The sequence below is a fragment of the Paenibacillus sp. GL_099_B genome (assembly GCF_057835695.1).
Genome location: NZ_CM174430.1, coordinates 1,076,766 through 1,092,943, shown reverse-complemented (window position 1 = coordinate 1,092,943; position 16,178 = coordinate 1,076,766). Strand labels below are relative to the sequence as shown.

13 protein-coding genes are annotated in these 16,178 nt (G+C 46.5%); 5 read left to right on the top strand and 8 right to left on the bottom strand.

Annotated elements, in window-relative coordinates:
* Window positions 1-285: 285 nt before the first annotated feature.
* Window positions 286-1,017, bottom strand: coding sequence for a nuclease-related domain-containing protein (locus tag AC3ITG_RS05035; protein WP_413375622.1), 732 nt, complete (start codon window positions 1,015-1,017; stop codon window positions 286-288).
* Between the two features lie 247 nt (window positions 1,018-1,264).
* The gene (locus AC3ITG_RS05030; protein ID WP_489253013.1) at window positions 1,265-2,158 is read right to left on the bottom strand and encodes an NAD(P)-dependent oxidoreductase; all 894 of its coding nucleotides are present in this window, start codon (window positions 2,156-2,158) and stop codon (window positions 1,265-1,267) included.
* A 196-nt stretch (window positions 2,159-2,354) separates the two neighbouring features.
* Between AC3ITG_RS05030 and AC3ITG_RS05025 the strand changes: the two genes are divergently transcribed.
* From AC3ITG_RS05025 to AC3ITG_RS05015, 3 genes are read left to right on the top strand one after another with little or no spacing between them, the layout of a single operon-like run.
* Window positions 2,355-3,491 carry a GerAB/ArcD/ProY family transporter gene (locus AC3ITG_RS05025; RefSeq protein ID WP_489253012.1) on the top strand — a complete coding sequence of 379 codons (1,137 nt, stop codon included), beginning with the start codon at window positions 2,355-2,357 and terminating at the stop codon, window positions 3,489-3,491.
* Window positions 3,448-4,953, top strand: coding sequence for a spore germination protein (locus AC3ITG_RS05020; protein WP_489253011.1), 1,506 nt, complete (start codon window positions 3,448-3,450; stop codon window positions 4,951-4,953). The genes AC3ITG_RS05025 and AC3ITG_RS05020 overlap by 44 nt, the downstream gene beginning before the upstream one ends.
* Window positions 4,950-6,113: a Ger(x)C family spore germination protein gene (locus AC3ITG_RS05015; RefSeq protein ID WP_489253010.1), complete on the top strand. Its 1,164-nt coding sequence runs from the start codon at window positions 4,950-4,952 to the stop codon at window positions 6,111-6,113. The genes AC3ITG_RS05020 and AC3ITG_RS05015 overlap by 4 nt, the downstream gene beginning before the upstream one ends.
* An 88-nt stretch (window positions 6,114-6,201) precedes the next feature.
* Here AC3ITG_RS05015 and AC3ITG_RS05010 read toward each other — a convergent pair whose 3' ends face one another.
* Window positions 6,202-6,573, bottom strand: a complete 372-nt coding sequence (locus tag AC3ITG_RS05010) for a hypothetical protein (protein ID WP_489253009.1) — start codon at window positions 6,571-6,573, stop codon at window positions 6,202-6,204.
* Window positions 6,574-6,723: 150 nt separating this feature from the next.
* On the opposite strand from AC3ITG_RS05010, the gene AC3ITG_RS05005 reads away from it, so the two are divergent.
* A complete protein-coding gene (locus tag AC3ITG_RS05005; protein WP_489253008.1) occupies window positions 6,724-7,257 on the top strand; it encodes a hypothetical protein in 534 nt (177 codons plus the stop codon).
* A gap of 364 nt (window positions 7,258-7,621) precedes the next feature.
* Here AC3ITG_RS05005 and AC3ITG_RS05000 read toward each other — a convergent pair whose 3' ends face one another.
* The 5 genes from AC3ITG_RS05000 to AC3ITG_RS04980 form a co-directional block, all read right to left on the bottom strand.
* A complete protein-coding gene (locus AC3ITG_RS05000) occupies window positions 7,622-7,903 on the bottom strand; it encodes a hypothetical protein (RefSeq protein WP_489253007.1) in 282 nt (93 codons plus the stop codon).
* A 254-nt stretch (window positions 7,904-8,157) separates the two neighbouring features.
* Window positions 8,158-11,400, bottom strand: coding sequence for a chromosome segregation protein SMC (locus tag AC3ITG_RS04995; RefSeq protein WP_489253006.1), 3,243 nt, complete (start codon window positions 11,398-11,400; stop codon window positions 8,158-8,160).
* Window positions 11,401-11,406: 6 nt separating this feature from the next.
* Complete coding sequence (locus AC3ITG_RS04990) at window positions 11,407-12,123, bottom strand: hypothetical protein (RefSeq protein ID WP_489253005.1); 717 nt, start codon at window positions 12,121-12,123, stop codon at window positions 11,407-11,409.
* A complete protein-coding gene (locus tag AC3ITG_RS04985) occupies window positions 12,113-13,546 on the bottom strand; it encodes a hypothetical protein (RefSeq protein ID WP_489253004.1) in 1,434 nt (477 codons plus the stop codon). The genes AC3ITG_RS04990 and AC3ITG_RS04985 overlap by 11 nt, the downstream gene beginning before the upstream one ends.
* The gene (locus tag AC3ITG_RS04980) at window positions 13,522-14,880 is read right to left on the bottom strand and encodes a DUF2399 domain-containing protein (RefSeq protein WP_489253003.1); all 1,359 of its coding nucleotides are present in this window, start codon (window positions 14,878-14,880) and stop codon (window positions 13,522-13,524) included. The genes AC3ITG_RS04985 and AC3ITG_RS04980 overlap by 25 nt, the downstream gene beginning before the upstream one ends.
* Before the next feature lie 198 nt (window positions 14,881-15,078).
* Between AC3ITG_RS04980 and AC3ITG_RS04975 the strand changes: the two genes are divergently transcribed.
* The gene (locus AC3ITG_RS04975) at window positions 15,079-16,095 is read left to right on the top strand and encodes a DUF7309 domain-containing protein (RefSeq protein WP_489253002.1); all 1,017 of its coding nucleotides are present in this window, start codon (window positions 15,079-15,081) and stop codon (window positions 16,093-16,095) included.
* Window positions 16,096-16,178: the final 83 nt, after the last annotated feature.

The following is a 16,178-nucleotide window of genomic DNA, read 5'->3' as shown; positions in this document are numbered from 1 at the left end:
CTACTTCAATCCATGAACAGTTCATTCCATACATATTCTTTCGGATAACATAGATAGATCACTATGGAATCTGGTCTTTATTTTATCATAAGTTAAATACTGGGTGTATAAGACAATGTGCCTGCATGCTCACCTGCACTTCTGCCTCTCCTATTCTCACTTACGGAGAGAACAAAAAACACGGTCATCCATGAAGGACAACCATGTTGATATGTACGCTTGGTGTGCTGCATCATTCGTTTCAATTCATCGCGCATGGATGATGCAACAGGTTGCAGGTTCCTCTTATTTGATGCCTTTGGCCTTCTCCATATGATCAGCCCGAATCTGGGGATCCGTGGAATTGACTGCGGACAGCAAGTTGTAGATCGCCTGGATATCCTGTTCTTTATACAACGTTTCGGGGACTTCGGTCTCAAGCCTTTCCGTTTTGCGCAGAATGGTCTCCACCAATTCATGATCATAGATAATCAGTTCATCCGAATTGACATACCGCACAGCTGGATCAACACTGATCCGGCAGCGATTGGTGAAGGTCACCATGGAGACGAGACGAACTCTTTTATAATCGCCGAGGTGTGCCTGAATGGCCTCTACATGCCCTCGGTGCTGCATCAATGGGTTGTACATCTTGATTCGGCTGCTGCTGACTGTCCAGTTGGCCTCTCTTCGGCCGCCACGAATCTCACCTGTTGTCAGGTTTCGTGTCTCAATCACGAAGATTCCCCGCGGACCGATGACAACATGGTCAATCGATGAGTAACCCGAGCGAGACTTGGAATTGGCAACGAGCAAGTCGTTCAGAACTTTGTATTCACCCGGAAGACCATGCAGCTGCTGGGCAGTGCTTGGTTCCTCTGGCTGACGGGTCCAATCTCCATCCGATTTCGTTTTGCGTTTACTGCGGACCATACGTGTGGGAATAGGGGCCGTTGACGGTAAAGATGAAGCGGAAGCTGTTATCTGGTTCGCGAGCTCTGGCTGTGACTTGAACAGAGACAGGATTTTTTTGAACATGGGCAAGCTCCGTTCTATGTAGTATGGGTTTCGCACATCCATTATGTATACTTCTATTCCTTATGTCGGATAAAGAGGGGCAAAAATAAAGGGAAGAGGGCCAAAAATCCATTGTTCAACTAAAGTATATACCAATATTTAACCAATACTGTGACTTTAGACGCATACGAGAGGGGAATTTTTTTGAAAAACAGCGTATTCCTTTCTATTGAAGAAAAAGAACACGCTGTTGTCTTGGTTGTGAGGATTAAGCCTGTAAATAATATGTGTAAAGCACCTGTGTACCCTTCTCATCCAGACCATTGCTGGATATTTCCTGATACAAGGATTCGGCCAGCGCCAGCCCTGGCGTCTTCATGCCCATGGCTTTGGCAGATTCGAGAGCGATACCCATGTCTTTGATAAAATGTTTCACATAGAATCCAGGCTCATAATCGCCTGCGATCATGCGCGGACCGAGATTGCTAAGTGACCAGCTTCCGGCTGCACCGGTAGCGATGCTCTTCAGCACATTCTCCGCGTCCAGACCGGATGTCTTGGCATAAGCGAGTGCCTCGCATACACCCATCATGCCTGAAGCAATGGCGATCTGGTTGCACATTTTGGTATGCTGTCCTGCTCCCGCCTTGCCTTGCAGCACAATATTGGTGCCCATTTGCTCGAACAAAGGACGAACCGCTTCAAAAGCCTCCGTACGACCTCCAACCATAATGGACAGCTTGGCATCCCGTGCTCCGATATCCCCACCAGAAACCGGTGCATCCAATGCATGCAGTCCTTTCGCTTCCGCGGCTTCATAGATCCGTGCAGCCAGCAGCGGACTGGATGTGGTCATATCAATCAGATACGAACCCGGTTTGGCGTTCGCCACGAGACCATCTTCACCAAGATAAATCTCCTCGACATCCTTAGGATACCCCACCATCGTGATGATGACATCACACTCGGCTGCCAGTTTGCCTGGTGTGTCATGCCATACGGCACCTTCCTTCACCAACGCTTCCGCTTTGGCGGCCGTGCGCGTATAGACATGCAGCGGATAGCCTGCCTGCTGGATGTGCCCTGCCATGCTTTTGCCCATTACGCCTGTACCGATAAAGCCAACTTTCGTCTCTCCAGGTGCCTTCGTCGTATTTGTCATCGTAGGTTTCCTCCTATTTCTCTATACTTCGTTTGGAGCTTGTCTTCTAAACTTGCTATATCTGTATGTTAATGCTTTCTGTCTCTTCCGTCTATCTTGTTTCGTCTTCTATTGTTCAAAAAAATAAAACAGGAATCGAAAATCCATTTCCTGTACAACCTAACGGAAACTTCCTTGAACGGAAAGGAGGATTCCCATGAGCCGTGAAAAGGGAGAAATCACGATATGGCTGTCCTTTTCCATCATTTTGTTAAGTGCAGGCCTCGTGTGCCATGTTCTGTCCATTCCGGCGATTCTGGATTATGCAGGCAGAGATGGCTGGCTATCGGTAGTCGCTGCTGCTCCCTTCTTTTTGTTATTTCTATGTATGATGTTCGTTATTATCCGGCGGGTACGCGGACAGCGTTTGACTGACTGGATCACACGGGAATTTGGCGCAATTCCTTCATGGATTTTCCGTATTACTGCCTCACTCATGCTGCTTTCACTTGGATCACATACCTTATATGAAACAACGAACTGGACGGTATCCACCTATCTGCAATTCACCCCACCCTATGTGCTCGCAGGCGTGGGTGCACTGGTTGCTGCCTGGGCGGCTGCCAAAGGTATCCGTTCCATTGCCATGACTTCAAGTCTTCTGCTTCCATTCGTGATCCTGCTTGGATATTTCGTGATGTCAGCCAACATGAAATACAAGGACTATGGTCAGTTGTTTCCCATCATGGAATATGGTGCCGGTCCCGTCCTGAGGGGCATGATCTATTCGCTTGCCGGACTGATGGAAATCTGGATATTGATGCTGTTTCAACACGATATCAAAAGCAAAATTCGCTGGTGGCATCTTCTGCTGCTCGGGTTATTCATGCTCATCATGGCAATCGGCCCAACGCTGGGAGCCATCGTTGAGTTCGGTCCGGAGGAAGCAGCAAAACAACGAAATAGCCCCTATGAGCAATGGAAGCTGGTGAATATAGGGAAATTGCTACAGCACGTGGATTTCCTGTCCATCTATCAATGGCTAAGCGGTTCGTTTGCCAGAGTGGCTATCTCCATCTATCTTATCGTCGATCTGCTCGATTTTCGCAGACCAATGAAAAGGTACGTTGCCGTTCTAATCGTCACCTTCATCATGTGCGCCATAGCTGTACAGTGGTGGAGAATTGATTACGTTGACTATTATGTAAACCATATTCAATTTCCCGTGATGCTGGCCTATGTATCCACTGTAACAGTCCTGTTGACCCTCGCCGCATTCATACACAAAAAAGACAAGGAGGCTCCCGCTCATGCCGCTCACAACCACACCGAAGAAGAACCCTCATCAGGCTGAACCATTCCGAATCAATGAGCATAATCTGACAACGTTTTTTGCAGGTTCAGACGATGTGATTATCAGCAGTCATATGATTGGGGAGTCTCCCTTACAGATCGTCGTCGTGTATTGCAGCGGTATGGTAGACAGCAAATCCATATATGATATTATTCTTCCAGAATTGACGCGAACGTACGAGAGAACTCACTTTGTTCGTGCATCTGATATCGAGAAGTGCATTACCCTGCAATGGACAAGTATGGACTTGCAGAACAATCCACTGGGAACGGAACTCATGTCCCTGCGGGTGTTTGAGGGACATATGCTCATCTGCATACCTTCCCTTCAGAAGATGTGGAGTATGGATATATCCAACATTCCTACCCGGACGCCGGATGAATCCAGCACAGAAGTATCCATCCGTGGGTCCCGAGACGGCTTTATCGAACGACTGTCAGTCAATATTGCCTTAATTCGTACACGCCTGCGTACAGCCGAATTAGCTTGTAATATTGAATTAATCGGTTCTCGCTCCGTGACCAAAGTCGCCCTGATGTATATTAAGGATATTGCCAATCCCGAACTGATTGATGATGTCAAGAATCGGCTGCGCAAAATCGACATAGAGCGGATTATGACCGCCAATGAACTGGAGGAATTGTTATCGCCTTCCAAAATCACATTGTTTCCGGTAACCCATTACACGGGCAGACCTGATTTTGCGGCGGAATGTCTTCTGAACGGACGTTTCATCATTATCGTGGATGGCAATCCCAGCGTCATCATCGGACCCGTTAATTTGTTTCTGCTTCTCAAATCACCCGAGGATGCCAGCTTCCCGTTTCTTCCGGTGAATGTGGGTCGCATGCTGCGCTTTATCGGGCTGTTAGTGACCGTATTCTTGCCTGGTTTCTATATTGCGCTGACTTCATTTCATATGGATCAGCTTCCCTTCCCGCTTGTAGCCACGATCTCGGTTGGGCGCATGGGACTGCCTATGGAGTCTGGTGTGGAAATGTTTCTCATTATGCTTCTGATGGAGCTGTTCCGAGAGGCAGGGGTAAGGCTCCCCAGCGCCATCGGACAGACGCTGACCGTTGTTGGCGGATTGATTATCGGGGATTCAGCCATCCGTGCAGGCATGGTTTCCCCGCTCATGATTGTCGTCATTGCCGTTACCGTAGTGGCCGGGGCAACCATTGTGAATCAGGTCATGACCAGTTCTGTTCTGATTCTGCGCTTTTTCTGTTTTGTATTGGGGGCATCCCTTGGCATATACGGGTTCATTCTGTCCATTATCCTGTTCCTGATCTATCTGACCGATCTGAAATCGTTCGGTATTCCTTATCTGACGCCGCTCAGTCCGCTTAATTTCAAACAGGCACTGGCCTCCTTGTTCAAACTTCCGAAAGGATGGATGAAGCGCAGACCTGTCTATCTGGAAACGCAGGAGCCACGCAAGGAAGGGAATGATCGATGAAACGGCTCATGCACCGATGGTTGCTAGGGTTGCTAAGTCTCTCTCTTTGTTTGGTGACCAGCGGATGCTGGAGTGCATATGAGATCCAACAGGTGGACTATGCCAAAGCGATCGGGATCGATTACAAGGACGGGTTGTACCACATGTATGTTCAGACCATGGACTTTGCCAGTGTAGCCAAAAGTGACAGTTCAGCCAAATCTGCGGATACCCCTCCCGTATGGGTTGGACATGCAGCGGGGAAAACATTGAATCTGGCTGTAAACGAACTGTTCCGAAGTTCCCAGCTGCATATCGCCTGGGGCCATGTGACGGCCATTGTCATGGCCGAAAGTGTCCTGACAAGCAATCACATCAAGGGTGTGTTCGATATGCTGGGACGCTTCCCGGAATCACGTTATACCACCTGGGTATACGGCACTCGCGATCCATTGGAGAATATTCTGAGTGCCACGTCCATATACAATATGTCGCCGCTGGACAGCATTCTTCATAACCCCCTTCCGTCATTCCAGGAGGAATCGCTGTTCCCTCCCGTGCTCAGTTTCAAACTCATTTCCACCCATAACGATGCATCCACAACAACCTATCTGCCATGCATCGCCATGAACAAAGATCATTGGTCGCAGAACAAAAAGAATCATGAACTGTTTATCATTGACGGCGCTTTTTTTGAAAGAACCGGGGATGATTTCGAATATTTGCCCCACAGCAAGCTTCCAGGATATCATTGGTTACTCAAAGATATGCGACGTGCGCCATTGATCATTGAAAACGAAGGAACCATCTATGGTGTGCTCAGTGTCGGCTTGCCCAACATCAAGATTGTGCCTGTCATTCGTGGGAATGAGGTTTATTTCAACATCGATGCCAAGTACCTGACTGCCTTGTATGAATATCTCACCCCTATTTCCTATGATGAGATGGTCCAATTTAGCGAGAAGACGTTACGGGATCAAATCTTACAAACGTATCGAGAAGGTCTGAAACGTGGAGTCGATATCTATGGACTTCAGGAGAAGGTTTATCGCAAAAATCCAAGCCTGTGGCGCAAGCTGTCCAACAACGGCACAAAGATGATCCTGACGGAAGATTCCATTCAGAAGCTGGACATTCATATTACCATTCCATATACGGGTAAATTCCGTAGGAAAGTGTAGCCATAACAAATCCCCTGCCGTATGAAACGGACAAGGGGATTGTTTGGTTGATGCTGCATTATTTTGCATAGGGGAATTAAGGATTTCTCTATTGCGAAGCATTCTTCCTATAGTACTCCATTATTCGCATGCGTGTGGTCAAAATCAGGGTCTGTGGCAGCAGCACCACAAATATAAAAAGCGGCACGATCAGCACCAGATGAGCGGCAAAATTCTCTGCGCCAAACGATGGTTTGGGAAGCTCAAAGAAGTACCACCAGCAAGGGATGACAACCAGCCAGGTCAGTCCGGTAGAGATAAACAACTCCTTCACCCCGCTCCACAGAAAACAAAACACAATGGCAATGGTTAACGCGAACCATGGATGGGGCTGCCCCGTCCAACTCCTATCTAAAAACATTAGCAGTGGATACAACAGTATCGTGCCCCATCGCCAGATGTTGTTAGTGTACAGTTTCATAAGCTTCTCCCCTTTGTAACAAGCAACCCTTTTACTTTATAAACAATACTCATTCTAAAAAGTTGGAGATTCTGATCCATTGGTTTGCATGCATAATTACCAATTTACGGCTCATACTACCCATAAGGAAATTATTGAAGGAGTGACAACATGAGGTTAAAAAGCATCATTGTCGTTGGAACGGTATTAACTTGCTCGACTCTGTTATGGGGCTGTGGCAATGCCAATATGAACCACGCTTCGCAACAAAAGGATACCGTACAAACCGAGAGCTGGAGCGATCCCAAACGACTGGAGGCTTCCCACCTGGAAGCGTTGGAACGGATGGAAAAGGATCATATTCATCGCATGGTTTCGCTGAATGCGAGCATGGATGAAGACAAAGTAATGACCACGCTTGAACGGTCCACCCAGAAGTTGGAGGAAATGAGACCTCTCGCTGAAATGTTGCAACACGAAGGGCACCCAACGCTGTTACAACGAATTCAGGAGATGGCCGGAGATATCCAAGGCTCGAAACAAGTGGTTGCTGAGATGAAAAAACTGCCTCAGGATGGAAAAATTAAAATGCAGTCCGAAAATTCCGATTCCTTGCATCATATCGGCAGTTTTCGCGATTACCACCAGTACATGCAGAGCCAAATACAATCTTTAGACGGCAAATCTACGCAAATGTCTCACTAGCCTAAGGCCAGTTCGGAGAATCGTTAAAATCGGAATGCTAAAATCTGATTATTAACGGTTCTTTTTCCCACTAATTTACTAATTAAATCCCAAACAACTTACATATGAAACTATTCATCCGCTGCAGCCTGACCTCACTGCTCTACTCTTCACCCGCACCTATATACGTTAAAAACGCCACCAGCGTAATGACCACATAGATGTGAATCCATACTTTGGCTGCTCCATAAGTCATATCGAATAAACCCGGAAACGTGAAACACGAAGCTCCTGATTTGCTGATTGGAATACGAGCAGCAGACATAGTAATATACTGTACACCACTGCGGTTGACGCCCAGGCTTCTACCCTCTTCGCTTCAACTTCATTCCACCCATAGCGATACCCATATGAACATGCTAAATAACATGACTGGCGCAAGTGCGCCTATCGCTAAGATGATCCAAAGTGTCGCAGGCTTGATCCTTTGGCAGTATGCATCGACCTTGCGCATTCGATCTTTGCGCCACTTGGCGAACCTGAGCTGTCTGACCATCCGATTCAGAACTTTTTGCCGTTGCTCGCCTTCTTCCACATCTTCAATCGCACGCCGCAACTCCTCGTATAATCGAGCCTCTTCCTGCTCAGCCACTATAGGTGTAATCATCTGGTCCTTCCTCCCATTTCGAAGATATCCGGTAAAGGTAACCACTTGCACGTTAAACACATCAGCACTTGTTGATGTTCAAAGCTTACTATTTTAATCAACACCGTAACGATCTTCAAAGTTTGAGATTTTATTGAAAATGATACACTAAAAAGTCCGGGCTGGCCCGGACTTGATTTAAGGACTTCTTATCAGTCTCTATCTAAATGGAATATTCACACCCACCAAAACTGGAATTCATTGTTTTCTTGCTTTTACACCTTTATACCTGCTACTCTGCTTCGCGTAACAATCGGATTATGGTGAACAACATACGCTTTTTTGAATCGATCCAGATAGGTATTCTCATGAGATTTGGGCGTCAGGATAATTAATTTCCGTGCCAGTTCCCGATGATACAGATCAAAGACCTTCAGCTTGCGTTGTTCGTCCAATGCACTGTCGAATTCATCAAGTACGATAAAGCCTGGACTTGTCTGCAAGTTCCGCAACAACGCAAGTGCGAATAACAAAGAACTCAGAGACTCTTCTCCACCAGATACCCCTTTTCCAACTCGTCCTCCGCGTGCCTTGAGACTCACATCTTCCATCGTTCCCCGATGTCCTTCCTTGCGTGCACGGATATACAAATGAAAGCGGGTTCTCCCTTTTTTGTCCGCATATTGCTCCCAGTTGATTTCTCCTTCAAACTGAAATAGCGTCATGTACGACCGAAATTGCTGTTGGATCTCAAGTACCCGCATCTGTATCGTTGTCTCTAGCTGATCCTTTAATTGAATCGTCCGCTCTTCATCTTGTTCAAATAACAGTTTGGTCCGCTTGTATTCATCTTGAAGTCGTTCAAATTCCTCCTTCACCACCCTGTAGTTTTCGGGTGCTGCAGGATCAATGTTGGCTTCATTACGCGCGTGATTATACTTCGTTTTCCCAGTTTCATAGCCCATTCGAATCTGGGAAAGTGAAGGTACCGCACGTGATATTGGACCTATTTCCTGACCATCATCCAATTGCGAAATCTGCAGTTCCTCGAGAACCTGCTCCATTAGTAGTGAAGAAACCCCTTTGAAATCCTCAATCTCCAAAATGATATTCACATGCTCCGCTTCTGCGGTAACAACAGACTCCCGACGATTCTCAACCTGCTTATTGATCCATTTCAGCTTATTGGTCTCGGATTCCAATTGGGCCTGCGTATCATTATCTTCGCGCTTCAACCGCCGTAAGCGATTGCTGATTGCATCCTGCTGGTCCTCAGCATCCTTCATCTGATCTTGAATATCAACAATCTGAGCCTTCAGATCAGCCAACTTGTGCTGGCTTACATTCAATTGTTCGTATTTTCCTTTCAAGTTACCGAGACGTACATAGAAGTCAGCTTCCAGTTGCAATACGCGAAGTTCTTCCTCCAATTGTACAAGTTGTTTGATAATACCGGACTCCAGCTTCTTCATTTCCCGGATGCCTTGTTGTTCTGCCGCCAGTAATCTATTCTCCTCCATCAGCTTGTCTCCACGATGATTGCGTTCATGTTCACGCGTCATGAACGCCTCGGCACGCTTCATCATAGGAAGTATGGAGTTCAGTTCCTGTAACCTACCGGCTAGGCGGGTGATACGATCAACAGTATGTTCAACCTTCTCTGTCAGGAATGTAATATTTTTCTCCAACTCTTCCCTTCGGAGTATAAGAGCCTGTTCACTCAAAATGTATCTTCGCTCCTCCTGCGGTCCTCGAATGCCCATGCTATCCAACAAAACACCTTCTTTGATCCTGGGCTCGACTTCCCCGAAAAACCGTTCTACCCACCATAGAGCTTTCATTGCGAAAGGCAATAATTCCTCAGTCAAATCTGATCTCACCTTCAAATGCAGGGAAGGAATTCTCATCACTGATTTATCCGGAATGACACTCTTCAATGGCACATGATACAGATCATTGGGAACACTGGCATATCGACCATCAAAAAACACGGCATATTTAATGGGTTCCAGCCGTTCCTCGGATTGAAATGGAGTCCCTTCGTCCATCTCTATAAGATCTCGCAACGGGTAAGCTTGAACCCCGCGTTTATCGAAATAGCTCAAAGACTGACGCTGACGGCTGGACCAATCCCGGTTGGATGCCAGACGATCCCTTTCATCAAGAAGCTCCTGTCGCTGATGAAGCAGATCACGTTTTAGATCCTTGTTCACATTCAACTGCTCTTCCAACGCTGTCATTTCTTCCTGCACCTGATAACTCCCAGCATACCGTTGCAAATAATCAATGTGCTCCTGTTCAGCCTTTCGATCTTGTTCAGCTTCCGTCTCCAGTGACGCAATTGCTTTGATATGTTGGGTAACTCTATCATCAGCAGCGCTTAACTTATTGTGTAACTGCTCATGCTCCAGACCAAGCTTCTGCAACTGTTTAACGACCTGATCCAGCTGTTGCTGCACCTCGTTCTCTGTCCGGGTAATCCGTAGCTGCTCCTGTTGGATTGCTGCCAGATCTGATTCCAAACGCTGGATAACCTCCACCATTTGTGTCTGCTCAGCGTTTAGCTCCTCTTGCCGGCTAGAACGTTGCTGCAGTTCAACTGTCAGAGCTTGCATCTGTTGCTCGCTATCCGATTGCCTCAATTGAATTTCTGTTGCTTGAAGCCTGATATGGGCCAGCTGATCCTCCGAATTCTCCCGATCCCATTCCAGTTGTTCCAACTGATCCTTGAGATCCTTCTCTTCACGCTTGTAGTAATCCTCCAGTTGAAGCAGGGAGGAGGCATACAATTTCCCGCCCTCCAGAAGGCGTTTCCGGTTATCCTCATATCGATCCAAGCTGGACTTCTGTATATGTAACCACTGTTTTTTGTTACTCACATTGGTTTCAGCCTGAATCAGCGTTTGTCGTGTTTCCTGCAATTGTTCCACACTTTCTTCCCAATTCCGCTGCACTGCATCTATGCCATGCATTTCTGCAAATATCCGAAACCGCTCCTCCGAATGCATGATCGCGAACTGATTAACCTCCTGCTGATACCAGATCAAGTAGAATAAATCAGGGTCAATTTTGTATTTGTACTCCAGATCTCTCTTATATGCCGTAAAATTATATTGCCGATCCCCTGAGCTATATCGGGTTTCGTGTGACCACTCTCCAGGGCGATCCCCCGAATATACAACATACTCCCTCTTTATAGGCTGCCCCGATCCTGGCTCCTGTGAAATATATATCGCAAATTCGATCCATTCAGGAGCGTCGATCCTCATGTTGCCTTCGTTGCGAAATAACAACCGGATCTGTGCATTCCAGGTATGATCCGGTAGCAGATTCCGGGATTTCAACCCTTCCAGTTCTACTTTGGATGAATACAAGACCGCTCCCATGCAATACGTGATCGTTGATTTCCCTGCCCCATTAGGCCCAGTAATCAATATATGTTCCTGTCTGCCCGACAAATCCATTACCGTATTGTCATAGTCACGAATTCCGGCGAACCACATTTTATAAGGTATCATCTCTTGTTATTCCGCTCCTTGCTGTTGAAGATTATATCTTTTGAAGAATTTCATGACTTCTTCTTTATTCAACTGGGTCGATTGACTGAATTCGACTGTACGGCGCAAAAATGAATCGGAAAACATATGTACACCTATCGCCGTTAATTGATAAGCCTTTTCGGGTGAACGGGTATCATATTCCTCAATAGCACCAATTTTACGTAAAGGATCCAGATTCATGAGCAATCGCTGGTTAGCCTTGGTCGTTTCATGTCCAAATGCATCCAAGAGTTGGTCAAACAGTGTATACTCATGCTGCAATACTTCTTGTTGATAAAACATGAACAATAATATCGCAAGACTTTCCTTCGAAAGTGTACTTCGGGCTGCTCTCGCTGGAACTCTCATCATGACGACAAGCTGATCCCGATCCTCATCATAGATCAATTGAAAATAACGGCTTACGCCCTGATTCACTCGCTGTATAAACGAATAAAAGGCATCCTCCTGACCTGCAATATACAGTTGTTTCTCAACCTCTCGGCGAGACAAGCCAAAGTTCCCTGCCCTAATCGTGGCAGACGAAGAAAACAACAGGTTCATAAACACCAGCTCTTCCTGTTCTGTAAGCATACCTTTGAGTGCCTGCATCACATGAAGAGCGTTAACGTTGCCTGTGGCCTGGATTCCCTGCTCTTGGTTTACCTCTTCAGAAGATATATTCGTTTGCTCATCTGTCATTCTGATCCTCCTTTCGTAACTTACGGTTGGTTATCCTTTGATTTCGATCATCAGGCTCGATCCAGTCCCATAACTTAGCATACGGTGGACCTGATGCGACGGAATTGCTCTGTTCCATATCCAGTGTTTTGTTACCAATCAGGGCGGAAATGGCAGTCAGCGCATTTATTGCGTCGCCCCATTCAGCTGATGTAGCTTCGATAATGACCTGTTCTAAAGGTGCTTCTTCCACAGCAGCCATATATTGCTCAATTGCTTCTGTCTGAATCATGGATTTGGTCAATAACCACTCGGTATCTCCCATCAATTCATTTAGTTGCTCAAGTGATACTTCTTCTTCTACAAACAGCAATTCAGCCGGATCGGACATATCTATAACTTCAGTAAAAGGTTCGTATGTTTCCAGGTACTGTACTGACTCACCCACAGCTGCACCGGATAAAGGCGAGGCAAATTTAACAGGGATCCATAAACCATCCATCGCTTCATCAGCATACTGGTTCTGTTCCATAAAACTAAGTAGCTGGTAAACATTAGGCGTGTCAGAATCCAATGGAGGATCATACATATCGACAATAAATTCACGAACTTTCTCGGGATGAATCGTAGACGACAACATGGTTTGTTGCATGGTTGTGAATTTCAAGTACTTATTAATCATGCCTATACTCAAGTGGGTTCCTTCTGCTAATACGGCTGTTCCCTGCTGCATCAGATGACTTAATACAAGACTGTCTTCCAGCGTCTGAAACTGATGAAGCCGCTCATTCAGTTTCTGCTCAAGTTCCTGCATAAGCTGATGTATGATTTCAAGTTGTGGTAGCGCATTGCGATCAGCGAGTAATTCCAATTCTCTTTCCCTCAGTAATTGAAGTGCATGTTCCACATTACGGATCATGCTTGCGATTTTATTGCCTCCAGATATACCGTGATCGTCATACGCCTCACTATGCTCGGCATCTCGTCTCGCTTGAAAAAGAGATCTACCAATATCATCATGCATGTAGTAGGCCAAAGAATCATTAGCCAAGCGGATCAGAGCATCCATCATTCGCTTACCCACATCTCTCATCTTGATCTGCCGAGTCTGCTTCGAAATCCAGTTATGCTTAACGAGCACACCTACAATCTGTTCTACTTTCTTGATCTCAGGTGGCTCAGCATCATTATATTTATTTCGATAACGGTAGTAGAGCGTGCTTGCGTTCTCGATCGGTTCATCCAGTCCCAGTGCAGCCTCATTGACCAACTGGATGATCCGTAAAAATCGTAATATTTCGATGGGTGTTTGAAAAAAATTCTGGGACCCCAGGTCACTAAGAACACCGGATAAGGAGGAAATATCCCGCATGGTCTGAAGAAGTTCGGGTGCTGAATCCCTATGCTGAAATATAGAGATTAAAGATTGATCCACTTGGTCCACTCCTCCCGATTGCCAAGTACCTGCTCCTGCTCCAAATTGACGGTTGCCAGCAGTGTTTGCATGTATGTTGTATATGCATTCTGATCTTCATACACCTGATGATCGTGAGATATAAATTTCAACACAAGCCCGTGCCCAGCAACGGCAGCGGCCATCTCTCCTGCAATCAGAAGTCCATCCGTATCATAGTCACTCCACAGAATAGCTTGTTTAATCGGACTGCCTTCTTCTTCAAGCAACCGTTGAATGAATGTCCTGTGTGAGCTACGAATATGCCCATCTATACATACAACAAGAGACTTCGTTTTTTCCACAAAACCGAAATCAGCGGCCATTCGGGTAAGCAACGCCCGATTCTCCACCAGCCAGAGTGTCTCAGCCTTTGTTCTGTAATATTCCTGGGCAATGGACAGATCCGTCAACGCGTGAACAGGGCCGGCCTTGTATGAAGACCACTGTCCTTCCAGGTGACCTGCAAAATACAAAGGCGTTATCTTACCCGGACTGATCATGCCCAGCAACTCTGCTGATGTGCCTGAGCTATGTTCAAGCCATGATATGAATTCCTCCCGATGCATATCAAATGCCTTAGAACCTCCAATGGCGCCATAATAGCGGGAACCGATCTCTTTCCAGTCAAAGACGTCAGTAGATACCGAAATCTCTGTAACCGCAAGCATGAAATGCAGCCCTTTTAGTCTCTTTCCAGCATCCCAACGAGAAGGGAAATGTTCGCTCCCCAGCATTTTGGCAACGTCCCATCCCATACTCTCATTAAGCAGGAGTACAAGCTTACAGAGATCACGTCCCCTTCCGGTTGGATTCTCTTTGAATATGTCCATCAGACTTCTTGCACGTAATTGATATTTCTCCAGTTCAGCCGATTGAAGCTGTTGTTCAAGCAACGCCCGCCTTTCCCTATCCCTGAATAGACGATACCCCATCCGATAATGGACACGTTCCACCGTCTTTCCATCTCGCTTCAATCGAATTTCCTTGATAATCCATCCCTGTTGCATCAGATCAAATGCTTCTGCTTCATCCATTTCCGCTCTCTTGCCTGGTGTCCATCCTTGTAGAATGGACGGAGCATATACATTTTCCGAGTAGCAAGTTTGGCTCCCGCCCTCTGCATCTTCTTCTGGAAAATCCAGAGCCAGAATAAGTGTACCTGTATGACGGAATGTCCGGGCCGTTTTCCGAATAATGTGAAGTTCATGAAGTGACGAATCCCCCTCGGGCCCCGTCCGTGGGGGAGTTATGCTTCTTAACTCCTCGCCGTTCTTCAATAAATAATTTGTTATGTAATTGAATACTGCCTCTGATTTACTCATTATGTGCTCAATCCCCGTTTACTAGATTACCTCTATTGTATCAGCTATAAGCAAACCTGTATAAATCTGATGCTGATTGAATCGGATTTAAACTCGATGCCGTCATCATGTCGTGTTGAGTTATTATAGAATCGTATATAAATATGGTACACTCACTCTAGTCAACCCCCCATCTGCATGAAAGGAGTCATGAATATAATGAAATTACTTATCGAAGAAGCACGTCCATTGTACGAAGCAGCCAATCGTTTCAAACAACAAACTTGCTGGGAATGGCTAAGTAGCGCCCATATTTTTGGTGTCCAGGACCCGGAATCCGGACAGATTGGCTATTGCAGCGTCATGGGCAACGGAGGCGAAATGTATGGAATGGCTATCTACTTAGGGACAGAGGGGCTGAATACCTTGTTTGAACTGATGCAAGGAGACATAACTGACGACCCTGTTTTTACCCAGCACTGCCTGCTGTTGTCCTTTGACAACCGGGACGAACTCTCAACCGATGAATACAAACAGTTAAAGGCGCTAGGGTTCTCCTACCGTGGACGCAACGCTTGGCCTACCTTCCATCTATATGAACCCGGATATGTACCAGGCCCTGTTCTGGAAGCCAAAGACCTCCGTTTCTTTGCCACTTGTGTTGAGCAAGCCATTGAAGTCGCTTCAGCCGTACAGACAGACCCGGATCAGCTCTTCCCGTCAGATCAGCGACTGTTTCTCACACGTGTGCCAGAGCCTTCGTCTGACGGACAAGCATTGATATGGAGCAGCCAGTGGGTTGAACCTCAGCCTATCGTTGCAGAAGAGCAATCAACGCCTAATTTCGTTGACGAATTTCAACAAGCGCGTCTGCGCAAGCTTCCTTGCCCGCCGGAATCATTCTGGGAATTCGGATTGTTCTATCTGCCTACGCCCATTGCAGATAAGAAGCGTCCCTATTACCCTCAAATTCTCATCATCAGCGAGCCAGCCACCGGCATGATTATCCATTCTGCCATAGCAGAACAGACACGCAGTTCGCAGCAATGTGCAGAAGAATTCGTTGACCTTCTTTTGCAGAGAGAATACAGGCCATCCCGTCTGGTCCTCTCGCGACCAGAATTGGCACAAGCCCTGTTGCCCTTGCTTACCGCCATCGATATTGAAGTGTACACTGCGGACAGGCTGCCCCTGATTGAGGAAGTTTTACAAGAAATGAATCAGTTCATGCATTGATCCTTCTGCTTGGAATAACAAAAAGCGGTTATCCATCCTGACCGTAGTCCAAGACGATAACCGCTTTATTCCATCCGTATGTT

Bases quoted from the DNA above. Each gene is read 5' to 3' on its own strand.
- AC3ITG_RS05035 (WP_413375622.1), bottom strand. From the start codon at position 1,017: ATGTTCAAAAAAATCCTGTCTCTGTTCAAGTCACAGCCAGAGCTCGCG.
- AC3ITG_RS05030 (WP_489253013.1), bottom strand. From the start codon at position 2,158: ATGACAAATACGACGAAGGCACCTGGAGAGACGAAAGTTGGCTTTATC.
- AC3ITG_RS05025 (WP_489253012.1), top strand. From the start codon at position 2,355: ATGAGCCGTGAAAAGGGAGAAATCACGATATGGCTGTCCTTTTCCATC.
- AC3ITG_RS05020 (WP_489253011.1), top strand. From the start codon at position 3,448: ATGCCGCTCACAACCACACCGAAGAAGAACCCTCATCAGGCTGAACCA.
- AC3ITG_RS05015 (WP_489253010.1), top strand. From the start codon at position 4,950: ATGAAACGGCTCATGCACCGATGGTTGCTAGGGTTGCTAAGTCTCTCT.
- AC3ITG_RS05010 (WP_489253009.1), bottom strand. From the start codon at position 6,573: ATGAAACTGTACACTAACAACATCTGGCGATGGGGCACGATACTGTTG.
- AC3ITG_RS05005 (WP_489253008.1), top strand. From the start codon at position 6,724: ATGAGGTTAAAAAGCATCATTGTCGTTGGAACGGTATTAACTTGCTCG.
- AC3ITG_RS05000 (WP_489253007.1), bottom strand. From the start codon at position 7,903: ATGATTACACCTATAGTGGCTGAGCAGGAAGAGGCTCGATTATACGAG.
- AC3ITG_RS04995 (WP_489253006.1), bottom strand. From the start codon at position 11,400: ATGATACCTTATAAAATGTGGTTCGCCGGAATTCGTGACTATGACAAT.
- AC3ITG_RS04990 (WP_489253005.1), bottom strand. From the start codon at position 12,123: ATGACAGATGAGCAAACGAATATATCTTCTGAAGAGGTAAACCAAGAG.
- AC3ITG_RS04980 (WP_489253003.1), bottom strand. From the start codon at position 14,880: ATGAGTAAATCAGAGGCAGTATTCAATTACATAACAAATTATTTATTG.
- AC3ITG_RS04975 (WP_489253002.1), top strand. From the start codon at position 15,079: ATGAAATTACTTATCGAAGAAGCACGTCCATTGTACGAAGCAGCCAAT.